Source organism: Nostoc sp. EspVER01 (genome assembly GCF_034530635.1).
Taxonomy (GTDB): domain Bacteria; phylum Cyanobacteriota; class Cyanobacteriia; order Cyanobacteriales; family Nostocaceae; genus Nostoc.
Map to the genome: position 1 here is coordinate 1 of NZ_JAVRCS010000065.1, position 19,157 is coordinate 19,157.

A 19,157-nucleotide genomic window follows, 5' to 3' on the forward strand; every position below is an offset into this window, starting at 1 on the left:
CTGGTAGATTCCTTTTTCAGCTTACCTGCTTTACATACCAATTAGACAGCTAGGGTCACGACCGCTATAGAACTCAGACATTCCCATACAACCAAGTCCGATAGTTGAAACTTCTAAGCCTTGTTTGCCTAGCTTTCTGGTTCTCATAAAATAATTTCCTACTCAGTAATTGGTCTTAGAATATGACACCTTTCAGCATTATCCCTTTCCCTTTCACCAAGTCATCTATTATTAGAAGTATTTACTGATACAAGTACGTTGATTTGCAGGTACTTCACATTTATTTTACCAGCCGTGTTAAGACAGCTTTCTAGCCTACGCACTTTTACTATGGGTTTTCTAGTGAATTACTAGCCAGTTGTAGAGAAGCGATGACCAAACGCTGTAGAATTGGCTGCTGAGTTCTTTTACAGCGTTGGGTCAACAACTGGCGATTTGTGGTTGTTCTGTTCTGTTGATATCTTATTTAAACTGCAAAATACAGAGTTGTAATGCCAAATTGCCAGAACCTTTGAATATGGTATCGTCACTTCAACTTGTTCTTAGAAGATAAATGGAAAGAGTTGATGGTAGCTTGGTCAAATACCTCTACCAATTTAAGAGACAACTTTTAGTAAAAGTTCGTTAAGCACGCACAATAATGGTCGGTTGTTACATACACCAGTCTGATTGTTATTCGTCAGAATGTAGTGGTGCAATCTATTGCACTCTTACAAAAGCTAAATTCAGAGGTAAACTATGTTTCCTTTTTGGGGTAATCCATGTTATGGAAGCGAACCCATTTCGCACAAAGCTAGCTTAGAGCGGAAATTAAAATTCTTAATTTGGCTGCGAGATGATTTAGAGTCCAAACTGGCTGGTATTAATGCTTCTATTGATACCATTCGTCAGCAAATAGAACGTTCAGACTCATCTACTTAGAACTTAGCTGATATAGCAATTCATCTCATCACCTGCTTATTGGGTAGGTGATGAGATGAATTGCAAGTGAATTGACGACTACTATTAACCAGTCAACTTAATGACACCTTGGCTAACTAGAGATTCAAGCTGAGAATGATGCTGTGTTTGGTCTCGTAGCAACTTGAGTTGCTCGTAACTGAGAATGTGTAATCCTGGCCGGACAACATAACCTTCAATGGTAATGCTTTGTGGCTGCTGGCTGTCGGTGCGATTGTAGCTAATTGAAGGCATATTTACAAAGGGTAAGTCAACTGATTAAGTAGAACGATGTGAAAAAACCAAACTATGTTAAGAAAAATTAAATAGACTTAAACCCTCTTCCCTCCTGCCTCCTGCCTTCTGCCTCCTGCCTCATCCCAACAATAAATATTCACACCGACCTACTTAGTAGAGAGTTTGATTCTTCACTCTCTTACAGCTTCACACAAGTTTCTCTTAAAGGGTGACTAAAGGTTGCGTTTGGCTCCCAGTATTAAAAAAAACACAATATCCCCAAGCTAATTGGTATACAAAGCAGGTAAAGCTGACTTGATTAGAAGGGAGTTCCTTTTTCTTTTTTTTGTCGTTGTAATGCTTCTTCGTACCACTCTAATTCATCTAAAAATTGACCGACTCTTTTGGGCAAAGCAGTTTCCTGTGAAGTACCTGCTTCATCCAGAGAGTTTCCAATTTTAGAAATAGCAAAAATGCTTGAAATAGTAGGCATTCCCATCTCTGACAGAAAAGCATGTAACTGAATGGCTGCCCGTACTCCTCCAAAGCTACCAGCTGAGTAACAAACAATACCAGCAGGACGGAAAAAATATTCTTCTAGATAGTGATCCATCAGATTGCTCAACCCTGGTTGAATGGAATGGTTGTACTCTCCTGCAACAACTACAAAACCGTCTGCGGTTCGGATATGTTCTGCCAGTTCTTCCATCTTTGCAGGAGCCTGACCTTTGCCATATTCTTTATACATCCGGTCTAAAAGACCAAAGTCATACTCCTTTGCATCCGCAAAAATCACCTCATGGTTTCTTTGCTTAAGCTGGTCAATCATGAATCTAGCAGCTTTAATGCCCTGGCGATCGCTCCTGTAGGAACCATAGAAGACTATTGTTTTGAATTTCACGATCGATGATTTTTAATAACTAAATAGTTTTAAGTTTAGGGATACCACCAGCAAGCAATCACACACCACAGATTCGCACCCGCCCCCAATCTTTTCCAGCCTTGGGTAGCACCAGTTTTCACAACCTGTTGCAATTTTTGGAGAATGTCTTATGTCGTGGTGTCAGTGACTGGTGTATATACATCTATATTATTATCGGTGACTGACACCAAATCAGCGAACAGTAAAAAGTTTACACTCACCACAAAGTCTCAAGCTGTGACTCTCCAGTGATAACTGATTTACCCACTGCCCCAAAATTAACTCACGACAATCGTGTAGGTCAACAAACCAATAGACACACTTCCGGTTTTATTTCGACCCAACCCAAAGAGTTCAGCTTCAAACTCAAACTTTATCAATAACTTTTGGGCTATGTCTACAACGATCTACGTCTATGCTTTAGCTATTTTATTGCCAAGTCAATCTCTGTGATTAATAGGTGTGAGCTTTGTGAGCGCATAATCTACACCGTTTGCCAATCACGCACCACTTCAAGGTTAACCTATACCGACCACTGACCCAAACTCCATTGCAGTAAGGCTCACCATCAAAAATTGGGAGATTTTACAAAAATATTTTTCAAGGGTGATTTAAGTACAGCATTTGGGAACAATTTATGGAACTCAGGTTTTTGTAGGTACTTAGATGATTTCTAAGTACCTACAAAAAGAAGATAAACCTGTTCAAAATACAGCCTGAGTTTCCCCAAAAGGGAATAAATCACCAAACTTGTAATATCTATAAAAATGCTTAATTCTGAAATTCAAAAAGACCTTCGCCATAACTTTACTGTCAGTGTTATTGAAAGTGGATTTTTTGGTTTTGGGAGTGGTTTTGCTTCATTTTTCACGATTCTTCCGCTATTTGTTAGCACTCTTACCGATTCTGCATTGCTCATCGGTCTGATCCCGGCTATTCCACGCTTAGGCTGGCAATTACCTCAGCTATTAACAGCTAATAAAGTAGCTCGTCTACAGTGTTACAAACCAACTGTAATGTTGTTGACAATTCATCAGAAGCTTCCTTTTTTGGGATTAGCACTGGTGGCTTTATTACAACTAGAACTCAATCACCAAACTATCTTACTGTTGACATTTGCCATACTCATTTGGCAAGGGCTAGGTGGTGGGGTTAGCGCCACTGCTTGGCAAAGCATGATTGCTAAAATTGTTCCCTCCAGAAAGCTTGGTATTTTTTACGGTACTTTAGCAGCATCTGGTAATTTTATGAGTATTTGTGGTGCTGCGATCGCTGGTTTACTACTTAAGGAAATCGCTCAACCATTTAACTTTGCTCTATGTTTTTTGTGTGCCAGTTTGGCAATGGCTCTATCTTGGTTTTTTATGTCTAGGACGCGAGAGCCAGTAAACACCACATCATCAGCCTTTGAAACTAGACGTGAATTTTGGGACAGTGTGGGTGTAATTCTCCGGTGCGATGAGAATTTTCGTTGCTTTGTGATCGCACGTATGATCTCACAGTTAGCATTGATGCCACTTCCCTTCTATACACTCTATGCCGTACATCAATATGGGATGGGAGAAGCATCTGTTGGGTTAATTACTACTTTATTGATGGTTACACAAACTATTGCTGGATTAGTTTTGGGGTGGTTAGGCGATCGCACGGGTCGTAAGTTAGTCTTGGAAACTGGTTGTATTGCTTGTGCATTCAGTTCGGTTTTAGCTTGTCTAGCACCCAATGCAAACTGGTTTTACTTGGTATTTATAGGAGCGGGAATAGGTATGATGGCTCTGCAAAACATTGCTGCGGTAATGACTTTAGAGTTTGGCAACCAATACCAACGACCAGCCTATATTGGTCTTGGTAATACCCTTGTTGCCCCTGCCACCATCCTTGCTCCCCTACTAGGTGGATGGATAGTGGAGAATATTGACTATAGAACTACCTTCTTAGTAGCAGCTATCGGTGCATTAGTTACAACACTGCTTTTGCACGTAGGAGTAAGCGATCCACGCTATCTTGAAGAAAATTTTAGTAACGATTCAGTTAATGTTTTGCCTGAGTAGTAAGCATCTGATATGAATGGCACTAAGAAAAGCCGAAAGGCTTGTGTAACCTTGTTCCCAGTCTTCAGATTGGGAACGAGTTCCAAGAGGCTCTGTCTCTTTTCAAGAAGGAGGAAGCAGAGCCTCCCACAATGGTTTCCCAGCCTGGAGGCTGGGAACGAGGCAACACAAGACTTTGGATTTATCTTAGTGCTATTCACATCTGATTCAGTCATTGCCTAGCATTATCGCTCTACCCCTCATCTGGTTGGATAACTATAAGAAACAGCAATGAATTAACTCAGGAAATCAGTCAGCTTGAAATTTGAAGTGTCAAGATGAATCTGATTCGCTAGGATGGCATTAGAAATTTCTAGTATTTGAGTATGACCAAGGAAGATACTCCACTGACAGGAGACGCACTGATTAAAGAAGTCTGTCGGCGGATTCGAGTAGCTCGCAGCTATTGGGATGCTCACAATAATGCTGCTTGTCGGGGCGAACGCGATCGCGCTTTAGCCCTTTACAATACTCTGACTAAGGAACAAAAAGACCAGATTCCGCAAGTGTTGCGGGTGTGGTTGCGTTACCGCAGTGAGAAATATTTTGGCGCACACCGAACGCCGCCAAAGTCAGCACGAAAATCAAAACATATCTAATTTATATTACCCACCTGAAGACCAGCGTATAGGCAACAGTGTGCCCACGCTAAAAACCACAGCTAACCCACCCATACCAAACATTCCCCAAGGTACTAAACCTTCCAGCGGATTCACGACACGCGCAGTACTTATGGGTTGTTGAGGATTGTAACGTATCACCACCATCTGGCCGTTGCTGGAACGGTAGGATTCATAATTGCCTGTAAAGCGAGTGCGTTTACCGTTGGCTAAAAACTCGATAACTGGCGCATAGGTTTCTTTTTGCTCATTGTTGTTCGTACTGCTGCGATCGCGACGACTGATGCTGTCTACCACCGTACCACGTGTTTCATTTAGTGTTGCACCTTCGTGGGCGATTATGTTACGTACCCAAAAACCGCCCCCAAGAAACACCAATCCAATGGCCAGTCCAATACTTGCGCTTAGTTTGTCATCAAAAGTATTTTGGTGAGGTTGGAAATTCATGGGTTTGAGGATGGCACAACAATCAATTTCATTACAGCATCTCGATTAAAGCTTACATTTGAAACATTTCTATTTGGCACCACTAACCTTATAACTGCGTCAACTATCTTGCAGCTAAATTACTACATCATAAAAACTGATGTAGTAATTTAACATTTATATGGTATTAAATATAACCAATTAACCTCATTTAGTCAGCAGAAGTAATGACAACTCAGTTTTGGAAAAAAAGTAGAGAAATTAATGCAACTCTAACTAACTTACTATTTAAGCCTATACACAGACGGGTACTACTAGGTCTAAGCAAAGCGAGTCAAAAGACATCGCCGTGGCTTTTGAAAAAGCGTCTGCTGCCATTATTATGTCTGATATCATTCTTTCTAGTATTGCTACTAAACAGCTTTGCCCCTGCTGTTGCCCAACTACCTCCTCAACCTCGTCAAGAAATTCGGGGAGTATGGCTAAGTGGTAACGATTTTAGCGTTTTTAGAAATCGTTCACAGGTGCAAGCAGCTATGAGTCAACTGCGGCAGTTAAACTTTAATACTGTTTATCCCGTAGTTTGGAATGATGGTTATACACAATACCCCAGTGCCATCATGCAGAAAAAGGGTATCCCGTTTTTCTTCAAGGGAGCAGATGGACAAGATGTAATTGCAGACATTATTACTCAAGCCCGCAGCCAAGGGTTACTAGCAATACCCTGGTTTGAATTTGGTTTTATGGTTCCTCTAACTTCGGAACTTGCATCGCAGCATCCAGATTGGCTAACACAAAAAGGGGATGGGACTCAAACTTCAATTAGCGCTGCGGGTGAAGTAGCGTGGTTGAATCCCTTTCACCCCGAAGTGCAACAGCTTATCCGCGAACTCGTGATGGAAGTGATAGCTAAATACGATGCTGATGGCGTTCAATTTGACGACCACATGAGTTTACCTGTAGATTTTGGTTACGATAAGTACACAATTAGTCTATATACTCAAGAAACTGGGAATCCTCCACCACCCAATCCCCAAGCCCAAGCATGGATAAAATGGCGGGCAGATAAAATGACTGCATTCATGGTAGACCTTTACCAAACAGTGAAAGCCAGAAAACCGAATGCTATTTTTTCAGTTGCTCCTAATTACTATAATTTCGCCTATAAAATGCAACTGCAAGATTGGCTAAACTGGGTACGGTTGGGTATTGTTGATGAGTTGGTCATGCAGGTGTATCGTAATGATTTGGAAAGTTTTATCGCTCAAATTACCCGCCCAGAAATTTTAGAAACCCAACAAATCATTCCAACTGGTATCGGGATTATGGCGGGTTTACGAAATCGTCCAGTTGCCATCCCACAAATCAAATCCCAGGTAGAAGCAGCGCAACAACGCGGTTTAGGTATCGGCTTTTTCTACTACGAAAGCCTTTGGGATATTGCCCCTGAACCAGCAGCGCAACGCCAGTCGGCATTTGCGGCTCTTTTCCCAAATTCAGCATTGCGCGATATCTCGCAAAATACACCCCGCAAGACAACTTTTAACACCGTCAGCTTACCTTTATATCCAAAACCTTCCCTTGGGCAACGTGTTCGCGGCTATTTTTTAGAAGTTGCGATCGCAAATGGTCAACCAAAACGTATTTTATTAGATACAGGGTCAGCAGGGCTAAGAGTTCCCAAAGAGTTTTTAGGTAATTCTCCGATCCAAAGAACAGGTCAAAATATCAAGGAAGTATTAAGTGATGGTACTATCCTGGAAGGAGAATTAGTTTACGCTAATGTCCGGTTTGGTTTGATTCCCACCGCCGAACCTGTTCCTGTACAAGTTGTTACTAGTCGCCAATGTAGCGCCGACAAACCTAAGTGTTCAGCTAAGAGTGGTGTACCATTTTCGGGAATTATCGGTGTTAACTATTTTGAAAAATCACTTCCCTATAACCCGTTAAGAAAACTATCAGGCAATCTGAGTAACGGATTTATTGTCGTTGGTAATGGTGGTAGTAACAAAAATGGCAGCCTTATTCTCGGTTTAACTGCTGAGAATCAAGCAGGTTTCAAAATGGCTTCTTGGAGTCCACAACCCGAAATTAATGATGTACCCGGTAAAAGATGGGATTCTCGATTGAGCAAAGTTTGTTTAACTCTTGCTGGGAGTTCTGCAAAAAATTTGTGTAATAGCAGAGCGATCGCTGATACTGGAACTATTAATGGTTTGACTGAATTCAAGTCAGCTTCTACAGCAGGTAAACTCAAACCCGGAGTATTAGGGTCAGCAAATGCTGTGAAAGTAGGAATTAATGGCATTTTTGATTATAGTTTGACGCCAGGAAAGCGCGACGGCTTTAATCGCTGGAATTTGAGTATCTCGCCACAATCAGAACTGACTATATTTGTAAATCCTGGAATCGCTTTGTTTGATAAATACGATGTACTCTTTGACCAAGTTAATGGTAAACAGGGTTTTCGCAGTCGTCGGTGAGAAGAAAGTAAAGACTTGCTTACTCAGATAGCGTTCAATTAACCCAGGATTTACGCAAATATAGCCGAAACCCTGATGTAGAGACGCGATTTATCGCGTCTTGAAAAACCAATTATTTACACCAATAATATCATGTCCGCTTGATTGCTTATTAAACCCAAAGAACCCCACCCCGCCAAAGCTACGCTTTGTCTCCCCTCCCCGCTTGCGGGGAGTGGGGGTGGGGTGTAACGACTGTAGTTAGCATAACTAATTAATTATGCGGACATGATATAACCCTTAACCCAAGCGTATTGGCTTTTAGCCCAACAAAAGTCAATCACTAGGTAGAACGTTGAAACACTACTGAAAGATTATTAGCTGGCATTTGGTAAATCTGTTGCAAGATTAGATTTTGGGCGCTAGCTACTGCTACAACATCATCCAAGTTACGCACACCCCACTCTGGGTTTTCAGTGCGTAAATATTCGTCAAAAGCCGCATTACTCGCAGCTGTATGTTCTCCACCTTGTTTGAAGGGGCCATATAAATAGAGGATACCTCCTGCTTTTAAGATACGACCTGCCCCTGCCATTAACCCTAGACAGGCTGACCAAGGTGAAATGTGAATCATATTGATGTTGACAATGGCCACAATTGGCTTCGTATTTAGCCAATCAAATCCACCATTTTCCACAGCCCAAACTGGTTCTTTTGCATCTAGTTCAAGCGGTGCATAAACGTTATCACATACATTGTGTTCAGTCCATGAAATAATGCTAGCTCTTGATTGTGGATTTACATCGGTTGGGAGCCACAGATAATCTTTGAGCTTGGATGCAAAAAAGACTGCGTGTTCACCAGTACCACTTGCTATTTCTAAAATAGTGCCGCTCTCCGGCAACACTTGTAAAAGTACTTCTAGAATTGGTTCGCGGTTACGCTCGGTTGCTGGTGCGTATTTTCGTGCGTCTTGTGGTGTCATCTGGATCGTTATATTTATAATTAATCTGAACAAATATCAAACGAAGAACTCTACTTAATCTTGATAAAATATTTGCACAAGTTTGAGCAAGTCACTTTTTGCAGGCTCACCGCCATACAACCATTTTATTAAATCATTAGGCGATAACCAAAAACTTTCAATAAAATCATTTTTATTGTACTCTGGGCTACAATCTAATTTGATTTCATAAACCTTCATAAAAGCAGATACTTGATATTGATGTGGTGCTAAATATCCCAAAAGTCGAACATTAAGTATATTTAATTCTAAGTTCAACTCTTCTTTAAGTTCACGTTGTAGAGCATATTCATAGGTTTCTCCGGTTTCAACATGACCCCCCATACTGACATCAAGACAAAGGGGAAAGATACTTTTGTGTGCAGAACGCCGAGGTATCCACAGTTGACCTAATGAATTAACAATAAAAGCATTAACAACTCTAAAATTGCATAGTCTTTGGCTATATATTTCCGAACGTTTATTCTGCCCAATTACGCAATCATTTACATCTACAATATCGAGTATTTCATCATTTTGTATCATAATTAAATCTCTCTGGAATTTGAATTGGCTGATTAAAAGATACGCCCATGTTAACAACTGTACGCAATCTTAAATGTTGGAGTACATTCAATACTTCTCGCTTTGTGCATTTTTGATTCGGAATCGAGTTTTGGGGAAAAGAAAAAGGGGAAGGGTTAAAGGTTTTTTCTTTCCCTTTTCCCTTCCCCTTTTTCCCTTAACAAAGAAGTCTTGGGAGTGTATTATTTTGGAGTGGAATGCCCAACAAAGTCAGAGCTAACGGTCGCCAGGAGACGAAGATAAATAACTTTTGACTACAATCGTTAGTCCGCTTTTAGCGAGAGGTTTTCATGAATTTGGCTCTCTAGCTACAAGAAAAATTTTCCAGAGATTGGATCTTGTTTGAGGGATTGAATAAAATCTCTCAAAGTCATCATGCTGCCTGTTAACGTGAACTTAGGAGTACCATTTTGAGCAACAATTCTCACTTCATTGTCTTGGATCTGAATCTTATTTTTAATAATATCCCATAGAGCATCGAAGCTCTCATCATCCTTACAACCATTGGCTTCCAGGAATCTTTGGCGTACTTCTGTTTTTAGTGCCAGTGCTTCTGCTGCTTGAGTACGCGCCTCAAAATGCTTAACTACATCTTCATAGGTACTGTCTCTGAGAGTTTTGTTTTCAGCCAGAACTTGTTCTAACTGAGTTTTGATGGCTTTCAGTTGGGATGCTAAAGCGGCTGATTTTTGATATTCAACTTTTAAGGCTTGCTTTGCATTGGCTAACAAGGCTTTATAATCTAGCTGATCTTGATTTTTTTCGGATTGCATTTTCATCTCTCGATCAACACATTTTCGGCAATCAAGTCTCGTCAGTTATATAACAAAACTGGCGAGAGCTTGGTAAATATTGTTTGTGTTATCTGAGCGTCAGCTATTTCACCAATAATGGTGATTCAGAGTGAGGATTCTCCTGAATACTACTCAAACTAGAACTAATGTGGGAGCGGATAGCTCGTTCATAAACACTAGTCTGCTGAGTGCGTACCCCTACAGCCTGATATATTAAGTTAACTTCCGGGAACTCAGACCAATACATCAAAAAGATGTCTTTAGCTGGAGTAATAATTTCATAATTATTCTCTTGTCTTTTTTTTCTAAGTTTACAATTATTTAGTTGTAATTTTTGTCGGAATAGTTTTTCAAATTCTAGAATTAAATCTGAAGTAGTTTTCATGGTTAATACACGTCAAAACGTGCTAATTATGCAAAGACTATCTGGTGATATTACTAAGTATGACACTTCAGATACCTCTTATAACCTAGTGTATCAGTTATCGGGTATTTGAGAAGGGTATTCAGAGGCAGGTTAACTCGTTGGTGTAAACTCTCATAGAGAAGTAGGCTGTGCGATCGCTGGAACCTTTTAATCAGGATTTTTGTGGTACAAACATACTATTTGCTAACTTATACTTACCAAAAGTTTGCCCGCTTGTAATGTTATGTCAGTATAGCTAGTACAGCCGAAAGTTTGTCTACCTTTAACCAGTTACTCAAAACAACTTGTCTGCCTATTGTCTGGTGAATTGAGATGGTAACTGGATTTACACCAAGTTGTACTGGTTAGTAGAAACACTCTGTATAATTACACCACTAAATCATTTTTGGAGTCAAACTTTGCCAGGTATTGACTACTCAATACTATTCGATTAAGGCAAGAGACGGGATAAATCGCCGGTCTCTACAATCTATCTACAGGCTACAGCCTGGGACTTCAAGACCCTCTGCAAAACTGATTAATTCTAAGTACTCTGGATTTTCCACCAGCCTTTTAGCAGCTAGCAATCCGGCAATACTCCAAGTTTGATAAATTCGGGCTTCTTTGCCAATTAAACGACCATTATTGCCATCGTAGTATTCAGGGAATTTATCTTTAAATAAACGCCTTTCGGCAATAGCGATCGCTGCTTGAGCAAGTTCTGTTCGACCTGCTTTTAGTGCCGCACCAGTAAATAACCACAGCAAAACCGGCCAGTTACCGCCGTTGTGATAAGACCAAGCCCTGTTTTTAGAGTCACATCCTGTCACAATTCTCCACTCTAAACCATCCATTGCGGGAAAGCAAATTTTAACAGGCATATAGCCGATTAAGTCTTGCCAACGTTGGGCAAATAAATTCATAATGCTTTGAGATTCTTTTTCACCAGCTAAGGAAGTTAAAATTGCCATCAGATTTCCCAGCGCAAAAAAGCGAAAATCTATCCGTCCCGGCCCCAAATTTCCCGCTAAATATCCTCCAGTTTCGGGCAACCACTCGGTCAACCAACTAGGAATTGATTCTGAGTTGATGTTGAATTTATTAACAATTTCTTTACCAAATTCGTTATCTTTGTAACGATAGATTTCTCCCAATCGCTTCAGGTCTAGCCAATAATAGTTGCGGATATGATATTTCAAAGATCCCAATCGCTTATTGACTTTGCTAAGGTAGTTATCGCCATCGCCATCTGGTAACAGCAATTCACCAGCAGCCCTCAAAGATGCGTAGAATAACACCTGAATTTCTAAAGGATGTTCGTAAACTCCCATGCGACGGTCAATCATAAACGCGCCATCGGGAACTAACATTGTTGGGTACATGGAAAACCGATGTACTAAGCAAAGATCCAAAATTAGTTTGATTCCCGCTTGAAAATCTGGCTGACGCGCTAGTGACAAATCGCCTGTAGTTTTTTCATAAGCGCGTAGCAAGAGAATCCACCACATACAAGAATCAATCGGGGGAACACGAGCGATCGCTAGTTCACCAAAATCAGCGACCAAAAATTCCTCATTCCCCTTAGAATGTACTTTAAAACTGGCAGGCATTAATCCCGCTCCTGGTTCAAAACAGTCTATCTGCTTTTCATGACTTTGTAATTTCAGTGTTTCTACTAAGAAGTTACGCACAATCTCTGGTTTCCCATACATGAGAAACACCAAGGCAGAAGGGACAAAATCGCGGAGGAAGCACTGGTCATAATTGAGTGCATCGGCCTCCGCATCTTTGGCGGCTACAGTCCCAATGGGTTTTCCTTGGTAATAAATTACGGAATTTTCCAATAATTCCCAAGCTTCTGTTTCCATCTGACTGTTCTTATCGATCGTGCTAGTCATGGGCGTTTAATTCCACTAATGGTATGTATCGGCTTAATTGTGGAAAGTACACCAGCCTTATCTCAACGGAGAGGCAGGGGGCAGGGGCAGGGGGCAGGGGGAAATAACCTCATCAGTAACTGCTGTGGAGCAGAGCAGAACATGGGTCTGAGTCTCCCGCAACAACCAAGCGTGGTTATCGTAAAAGCGGAAAGCTAATGCAACAAGCGGAGTGGTCAGCTAGCTCTGCCGTAAAGCCTGCGGCATAGCTACGCTTAGGGCGCAGCCTCTCCAAGAGTTGGTTCAACTGTCGAATCCTCTTTCTGTTCTATCCCCCTTGCTCCCTGCTCCCTGCTCCCTTGCCTCTTTTTCAAGCTGACCAAGATTCCCGAAAGTCAGCATATAGAGTCAATCCACCATCTACAAATAGCGTTTGTCCAGTGATGTAGGCGGCTTCATCCGAAGCTAAGAAAGCTACTGCGGCTGCCATCTCCTCAGAGGAGCCAGCACGCCCCATTGGGATGTGACTTTCCACGATCGCCTTTTTTTCAGGATCGTTTATCCAGGCTTGGTTCATTGGCGTGATTGTTGCTCCAGGGCCAATGGCATTGACACGAATACCTCGGTTAGCATATTCCAAAGCTAAGGTTTTGGTGAGGTTTTCCATCCCGCCTTTGCTAATGGAATAACTGATATACATCGGTCGCGGAATAATTTCGTGAACGCTGGAAATATTAATAATCGCTCCTGGACGATTAACAGACAGGAGGTGTTTAATAGTTTCACGCGCGCAGAGATAAGCACCCCGGAGATTGACTGCAATTACCCGATCAAAGTCTGCTGTGGTAACTTCGTGGGATGGACTTTCTGTTTGAATGCCAGCATTATTAACTAGAATATCTAAACTGCCAAATTCGTTTACTACGGTGTTGACCATCTCAATAATGTCTGATTCTTGGGAGACATCTCCTTGAACCAGCAGCGACTTCACACCACAATTTTCGATATTTCCGCAGGATTTTTGCAATGCCATCTCTTCCGTATCTGCCGCGGCATCAGGGTCTTTGCGGTAATTGATGGCGATGTTGCACCCTTCTTCGGCGAGTCTGATAGCGATCGCCTGACCGATACCTGAAGTTGCACCTGTAATTAAAGCATTCTTTCCTTTTAAGCCTATCATATTTCCTCCCTAAGCTGCCCTGATTTGAATTTGCACTAGTCAAACAATTTTGGATTTTAGATTACTCTTTTTCACGTTTAAGACTTGTACTGTCAACCCCCATTGGAGTGAATTTAAATTTAAAAAATAAATATTTGATAATTTTGAATTTCTAAAATCAATTCCCAAAAATCAGGCTACAGATTCAAGAGATGAAAACTCAACTTGAATCTGATGCCTCTTAATTACGAATTACGAATTAGTTAGTCCCTATCGCAAATTCGCTGGCACTTGTTCAGGAACTACCCAATAGTAAACAGTTTTGCCCTCTACATTGAGAGTCTGCTGTGGTTTCCAATCGCCCATATCGAAGGCGTGGGAGACAATGCGAGTCCCAGGTTTAAGTTCTTTCAACAGCTTGGGACGGAGTTTGGCATTAATCTCTGGCAGTAAATAAAGTGTAACTACTGTTGCTTCACTAAAATCAGTGTTGAACAAATCTTGTTGGACAAACTTGACGCGATCGCTTACTCCTGCCTTTTGGGCATTAGCATTAGCTTCTTTGATGCGATCGGGGTCAATATCTATACCGATGCCGCGCGTACCAAACTTTTGTGCCGCAGTATTAACAATTCTGCCATCACCACTACCAAGGTCGTACAACACATCATTTTTACCCACTTTTGCCACTTGTAACATTGCATCTACCACTGGTTGTGGTGTAGGTACATAAGGAACATCTCCAGGACGTTCTTGGACTTGAGTTGTCGCTGATGGTGTTTCAGTTTCGGTCTGACCGGTTAAAGTAGAAGGTTGTTGTGTACCGGCTTCCAAATCTTGTTGTTGCGGCGTACACCCAGCAATTCCTAAACTGGTAACACTAACGCCTGTAACCAGTAAAAACAGAATTTTTTTGAAGTTCATGAATTTTCTCCTTGATTGAGTAGTTAGTAGAACAACTGATAGTCAGAAAATTTTGAATTGCTTATTGTGTGAGGTTTAGGTTGCACAATCCAAAATGATATTAAGTCCTACCTTGACGGTAGTTATTCCAGAACAACAGGGGAATACCTGCTGCCACCACTAAAACACCTGCGATCGCTCCCACACCTGTATAAACCAAGCTAGAGTACAGCAAGTAAGCGCAGACTGCGCAAAAGAGTAATGGAGTGAAAGGATAAAATGGCACACGGAAAGGGCGAACTATGTGGGGTTCGCGGATGCGCAATACCAGCAGCGATATGCCGGAAAGCAGGAAAAAGAACCAAAATATCGGGGCAGTGTAATCCACCATTGTTTGAAAGCCTTTGCGGGTGAGCGTGCCTAAAAGAACCAGTGCTAAGGCGATCGCTGCTTGCAAGAATAAGGCATAGGTAGGACTGCTCGGACGTTGTTGCCAGCGTCCCATAAAACCAAATAGCGAAAAATCCTGTCCCAGTGCGTAATTGGTACGCGCTCCAGTAAAGATTGTGGCGTTGGTTGCTCCCAAAGTAGCGATCGCAATCAGCACACTGATAAACAAAGCTCCCGGTTGGCCCCAAAGAGAGCGCATTAAATCTGCGGCTACTGCTTCTGACTGTGCCATGTTTGCTAATCCCAGTCCCCGCAGGTAAGCCAGATTGATTAGTAGGTAAATGGCAGTGATAATACCAATACTCCACATTAGCGATCGCACAATATTACGTCGTCCATCTTGGATTTCTGCGGAGATGTAAGCTGCCTCATTCCAACCACCGTAAGATAGCAACACAAACACCATTGCCAATCCCCAGGTTCCCGATGATGCAGATTCTATAGGGGCGGCAGAATTAGGAATGGCGGTAAGCCCAAGAATCACTACCAGTAACAAACCTAGAACTTTCGCAGCACTCAGCAAGTTTTGTGTCCACTTACCCTGTTGCAAGCCAACGATGTTCAAAGCAGTTAAAAGTGCGATCGCTATAGCTGCATATATAGAAGACGAAAACGTTCCTAGCTGCCATATCTGAGAAACATAATCACCAAAAACAAATGCCAATAGAGCAATGGAACCAGTTTGAATCACTGTCATCCGCGCCCAGGCAAATAAAAAGGCGACTCCCCGTCCGAATGCACGTTTCAAATAGTAGTAGACACCGCCGACGTCGGGATAGACAGTCGCCAACTCTGCATAGCACAAGGCTCCTACCAGAGACACGACACCACCCATTAGCCAAAGAAACATTACAGCAAGATCACTGCCTGCTTGACTTGCCACTAGAGCCGGAGTTTGAAAAATCCCCGCTCCGATGACAATACCGACAATTAAAGACACTGCATCTGGTAGTGTCAGGGATGCTTTAGGTGTTGCTACTTCAATTGATGTTGTCCGATCGAGCAAATTGTAGTTTTTACGTCTACTCACATTACTTCCTTATTAGTGTTGAGTTGGGACTTTTGGCTTTGTTTTATAGTCTTTGTTCAACAGAGGAATCATCTATGTACTCCAGATTTGGGAACTCATGATTCAATAAAACCTTTGAGATTGGGGATACCAGACCAAAATTTAACTCTTGAGAAAGTACCTATACTTTTATGATTAACAATAAATATGACGAGAAAGTGACAGTCGCCAATGATATGTCTTCAAACTGTAATCTCCATCAATCCACATTAAGATTAATCTCTGTGCAATCGCTCTACCTTCTCTTGCTAGACAACATTACTCCCCAAGTACCATAGGAAATTTTAATTGGTAAAACGTCTTCCCATAGTGAGATTTATAATAATCTAAAGAATGATTGACTAATGAAGCATAATCGTGCATTTTTTGATAAAAAAGCTATTATCGCTATGCATAATTTTGATAGCAGAAACGTTTTATTGATTTATCATCTATGATTGCTTGATTTACACCCTGCTGTACTACAGACAGCGATCGCTCCATAGTTTCGATTAAGTATAAATGCATATCTGTACGCTGTTAATTAATAAATAATATATCGGATTTTTATCCCTAATTCTTTAGTATCTACTACTGGGAAAAAGTAGAATATCTATTGCTTCACCTACTACCAAACCCAATACAGCCAGGACAGTTATAACCCAAAATGAATCTAGTTTATTGCAGCCAGAAAAACGCATTTCCAAATCAGCTAACAGCGTAGTGGCTAAGGGGATAATAAAGAGCCTTAATAATATCGACCAAGTTGCTACTAAAGCAATTGATATACTTAAAAACAAGATGACAACTAAAGTTTTTGAACCAAACTCAACTAAACGCTCGAACCAAGAAAAGCTCTTTCGTACTACAGCTATAACCATAGCAACAACAAAAGCTCCTACTAACCAAATAATATGATTAGCAGCAAGATACCATCCCAGGAGAATGTAAGCCAATAAGAGTAATACTAAAGCCATCAAAGGAATCCTGTTAAAAAATTCCATATTCATACTGCCAAGGCTTGTAAAAATACCAGGTTAATCTCTTAATTCTATTCAAGAATCTTACTACTAAAACTTTTAAATATACCAGCTTCGCTCAGGATATTTCTCTATCTATAGATCCAATTGAAGCAGATACTCTTTCATCATGACAATATACAGCAGAATTCAGGAGTAAAATACGCTTATACTTGGGTAACAGACTTAGCTTGTGTAGTTCAACAACTTGAAAAACGTCTTGTTTCTCGACAATTAGAAAATCTTGTATTCTGACTCGTGACCCCTGAATTCTGTTTTGATAACTTCTAGCCTATAGCAATCCTATTTGATTCATGAAAAATTATAAATAAGAAAACGAACCGCAAAGTACGCTTTCGCGCAGCGTCTCGTCAGAGAAGGGCGCAAAGGGAAGAAAAAAGAGAGAGATATATAAATTTCACAAATGATTTAGGACTGCTATAGTTAAATGTTGCGTTCAATTAATGCCTGTTTTCCCACCGCGATACTAGTAAAATCAGCAATAAATAGAATAATCAATTAAAAACACGGGAGAGAGGAGCAGCCATTGATTGCTCCTCTCTCCCACAAGTTTCTACCAATATTTCTTTGTCGCTGCTAAAAATTCAAAACATTTATTTACTTGTATGCTTTAACCCAAAATTGAGTCTGAATCAAGTTCCCACTGATGTTTGAGCAATTCTTGGTAAGTCGTTTCCCGAATTATCATCTGCTTATAGAGCATAAGCAAAAACTCTTGAGCTTGTTCACGGGACATCTGCTGCACTTGGTCAGCAAAAGTTCTAAGGCTAAATTCTTGTTCTAAAGATAATGTAATGGGTTGATTCATCGCAGGGTAAATCGCCCAACTAGGCGAAAACTAAAGGGTCAATGTTGGCAATCTTGAGAAGAAGCGTTCATATCTAGCTGGCGTTAGCAGTAATACACTCATCAAGCGGCCTACTGGGTATTCCCTTACTTAGCGGTGTCAAACCTAAATATGAACTTCTGTTAACTAGTATAACAAAATATTTACAAACCTGAGATGATGGCATATTAATGCTTTAGTAAATCCTGTGTCACTGATACCCCAAATATCCGAGTAATCATTTGTCATGAATCCTTACACTATCCTTAATCAGACCGGACTTCAGCGTGTTAGTGATGGCATGATCCGCCCCCTACTAGAAAATTGCGAGACTGCCTCATATATCCTTGTTTTAGTCTGGCCCCAGCTTGGGGATTTTGATAGTCTTGAATATGCTTGGTGGTTACAGCGCGAAGCTAAGAAATTGTCAGATGAAAAATTCGCTATTCGTGCGGTGGGAATTGGTAATCGCGCCTCTGGAACAAGATTCTGTGAATATACAGGATTTCCACCTGAAAATTTATTTGTTGAACCTAATGGAGAACTACATCACCAACTCAAACTTTATTCAGGTCTGAATCTTCCTTTCCCTAGAATTTCCCCTGCTCAGAAAGCTTGGCTAAATCTAGTGTTAATGTGTGCAGGGTTTGGAAGTCCTGGAACGCTACGAGAAGTTTTTCGGGGATACAGGGGAGATCGTCAAGCCCCTCAACTCATTGAAGATGATGAAATTATTCAAGGTACTCCTCTACCTGCTTTTAAAGGCTCGTTTTTCAAATTAGCTGGCGGAAGTGGGTTTCAACGTCCGTTTGAATTAGCTACTTTACGGCTACGGAATATGGTGGAAGTTCTCAGCAATTGGCATACTTATGTACCTAATTCTGCCTACTTGACTCAGCGTGGTGGAACTTTTCTGTTTGATGCCAAAGGCCAGTTACTTTACGAACATATAGATCCAGGAATTCTGGGCTTTGCTGCTAATATGAGTCAGCCCCTATCATTTTTATCCTCGATCGCAACGGATAGGTTTACTTCAACTCATTAATTCTTAATTGCTATTTCAATAATATCTAACACAACAAAAGTTTGAAGAAGAATTCAGAATTCAGAATTCAGGTGGTCGCCGAGCGTAGTCGAGGTGAGTCAGAATTAAGACGCTTTGCATAGCTTGCTTCTCTATAATAGTACGCAGACTCGTGTTCGAGAGCTTTGTCTGCGACACGCTAGGCTATCCGCCAGTCGTACAGAATACCCAACTGAATTCTGACTCACCTCAACTACGCCCTTCTCTACGAGAGGCTGCACTTCGACTACGCTCAGTGACCACGCCAACGGCTACGCTCAGTGACCACGCCAACGGCTACGCTCAG

At 41.2% G+C, this 19,157-nt stretch carries 18 protein-coding genes; 5 read left to right on the plus strand and 13 right to left on the minus strand.

Annotated features, from left to right (window positions below):
* Positions 1 to 738: 738 nt before the first annotated feature.
* Complete coding sequence (locus RMX69_RS28605) at positions 739 to 921, plus strand: hypothetical protein (RefSeq protein ID WP_289798102.1); 183 nt, start codon at positions 739 to 741, stop codon at positions 919 to 921.
* 84 nt (positions 922 to 1,005) lie between these two features.
* Here RMX69_RS28605 and RMX69_RS28610 read toward each other — a convergent pair whose 3' ends face one another.
* Both RMX69_RS28610 and RMX69_RS28615 read right to left on the minus strand, forming a co-directional pair.
* Complete coding sequence (locus RMX69_RS28610; RefSeq protein ID WP_292730565.1) at positions 1,006 to 1,194, minus strand: hypothetical protein; 189 nt, start codon at positions 1,192 to 1,194, stop codon at positions 1,006 to 1,008.
* A 301-nt stretch (positions 1,195 to 1,495) separates the two neighbouring features.
* On the minus strand, positions 1,496 to 2,077 hold the full coding sequence (locus tag RMX69_RS28615) for an NAD(P)H-dependent oxidoreductase (RefSeq protein ID WP_322639447.1): 582 nt from the start codon (positions 2,075 to 2,077) through the stop codon (positions 1,496 to 1,498).
* Positions 2,078 to 2,865: 788 nt separating this feature from the next.
* On the opposite strand from RMX69_RS28615, the gene RMX69_RS28620 reads away from it, so the two are divergent.
* Both RMX69_RS28620 and RMX69_RS28625 read left to right on the plus strand, forming a co-directional pair.
* Positions 2,866 to 4,149 (plus strand): MFS transporter, encoded by a 1,284-nt coding sequence (locus RMX69_RS28620; protein WP_289798105.1) that lies wholly within the window; start codon positions 2,866 to 2,868, stop codon positions 4,147 to 4,149.
* A 365-nt stretch (positions 4,150 to 4,514) separates the two neighbouring features.
* Positions 4,515 to 4,787 (plus strand): Precorrin-3B methylase, encoded by a 273-nt coding sequence (locus tag RMX69_RS28625; RefSeq protein WP_322639448.1) that lies wholly within the window; start codon positions 4,515 to 4,517, stop codon positions 4,785 to 4,787.
* 6 nt (positions 4,788 to 4,793) lie between these two features.
* On the opposite strand, the gene RMX69_RS28630 is transcribed toward RMX69_RS28625, so the two are convergent.
* Entirely contained in the window at positions 4,794 to 5,255 is a 462-nt protein-coding gene (locus RMX69_RS28630) for a DUF3592 domain-containing protein (RefSeq protein WP_289798107.1), read from the minus strand.
* Between the two features lie 206 nt (positions 5,256 to 5,461).
* Here RMX69_RS28630 and RMX69_RS28635 point away from each other — a divergent pair, with 206 nt between their 5' ends.
* Positions 5,462 to 7,717 carry a family 10 glycosylhydrolase gene (locus RMX69_RS28635; protein ID WP_289798109.1) on the plus strand — a complete coding sequence of 752 codons (2,256 nt, stop codon included), beginning with the start codon at positions 5,462 to 5,464 and terminating at the stop codon, positions 7,715 to 7,717.
* A 322-nt stretch (positions 7,718 to 8,039) separates the two neighbouring features.
* Here RMX69_RS28635 and RMX69_RS28640 read toward each other — a convergent pair whose 3' ends face one another.
* From RMX69_RS28640 to RMX69_RS28685, 10 genes are all read right to left on the minus strand, one after another.
* Complete coding sequence (locus RMX69_RS28640) at positions 8,040 to 8,681, minus strand: DUF938 domain-containing protein (protein ID WP_322639449.1); 642 nt, start codon at positions 8,679 to 8,681, stop codon at positions 8,040 to 8,042.
* Positions 8,682 to 8,735: 54 nt separating this feature from the next.
* Positions 8,736 to 9,245, minus strand: coding sequence for an NUDIX hydrolase (locus RMX69_RS28645; protein ID WP_322639450.1), 510 nt, complete (start codon positions 9,243 to 9,245; stop codon positions 8,736 to 8,738).
* Between the two features lie 347 nt (positions 9,246 to 9,592).
* Positions 9,593 to 10,057 carry a hypothetical protein gene (locus RMX69_RS28650; protein WP_322639451.1) on the minus strand — a complete coding sequence of 155 codons (465 nt, stop codon included), beginning with the start codon at positions 10,055 to 10,057 and terminating at the stop codon, positions 9,593 to 9,595.
* A 103-nt stretch (positions 10,058 to 10,160) separates the two neighbouring features.
* Entirely contained in the window at positions 10,161 to 10,463 is a 303-nt protein-coding gene (locus RMX69_RS28655) for a hypothetical protein (protein WP_099102090.1), read from the minus strand.
* 515 nt (positions 10,464 to 10,978) lie between these two features.
* Positions 10,979 to 12,382: a glycoside hydrolase 100 family protein gene (locus RMX69_RS28660; protein ID WP_322639452.1), complete on the minus strand. Its 1,404-nt coding sequence runs from the start codon at positions 12,380 to 12,382 to the stop codon at positions 10,979 to 10,981.
* Between the two features lie 349 nt (positions 12,383 to 12,731).
* Entirely contained in the window at positions 12,732 to 13,541 is an 810-nt protein-coding gene (locus tag RMX69_RS28665) for a glucose 1-dehydrogenase (protein WP_322639453.1), read from the minus strand.
* A gap of 249 nt (positions 13,542 to 13,790) precedes the next feature.
* The gene (locus tag RMX69_RS28670; RefSeq protein WP_322639454.1) at positions 13,791 to 14,444 is read right to left on the minus strand and encodes a class I SAM-dependent methyltransferase; all 654 of its coding nucleotides are present in this window, start codon (positions 14,442 to 14,444) and stop codon (positions 13,791 to 13,793) included.
* Positions 14,445 to 14,544: 100 nt separating this feature from the next.
* The gene (locus RMX69_RS28675; RefSeq protein WP_322639455.1) at positions 14,545 to 15,903 is read right to left on the minus strand and encodes an APC family permease; all 1,359 of its coding nucleotides are present in this window, start codon (positions 15,901 to 15,903) and stop codon (positions 14,545 to 14,547) included.
* A gap of 599 nt (positions 15,904 to 16,502) precedes the next feature.
* The gene (locus tag RMX69_RS28680; RefSeq protein WP_289798118.1) at positions 16,503 to 16,931 is read right to left on the minus strand and encodes a hypothetical protein; all 429 of its coding nucleotides are present in this window, start codon (positions 16,929 to 16,931) and stop codon (positions 16,503 to 16,505) included.
* A gap of 640 nt (positions 16,932 to 17,571) precedes the next feature.
* Positions 17,572 to 17,769, minus strand: coding sequence for an NblA/ycf18 family protein (locus tag RMX69_RS28685; RefSeq protein WP_194041722.1), 198 nt, complete (start codon positions 17,767 to 17,769; stop codon positions 17,572 to 17,574).
* A gap of 265 nt (positions 17,770 to 18,034) precedes the next feature.
* On the opposite strand from RMX69_RS28685, the gene RMX69_RS28690 reads away from it, so the two are divergent.
* Complete coding sequence (locus RMX69_RS28690) at positions 18,035 to 18,832, plus strand: peroxiredoxin-like family protein (RefSeq protein ID WP_322639456.1); 798 nt, start codon at positions 18,035 to 18,037, stop codon at positions 18,830 to 18,832.
* The last annotated feature ends 325 nt before the right edge of the window (positions 18,833 to 19,157 follow it).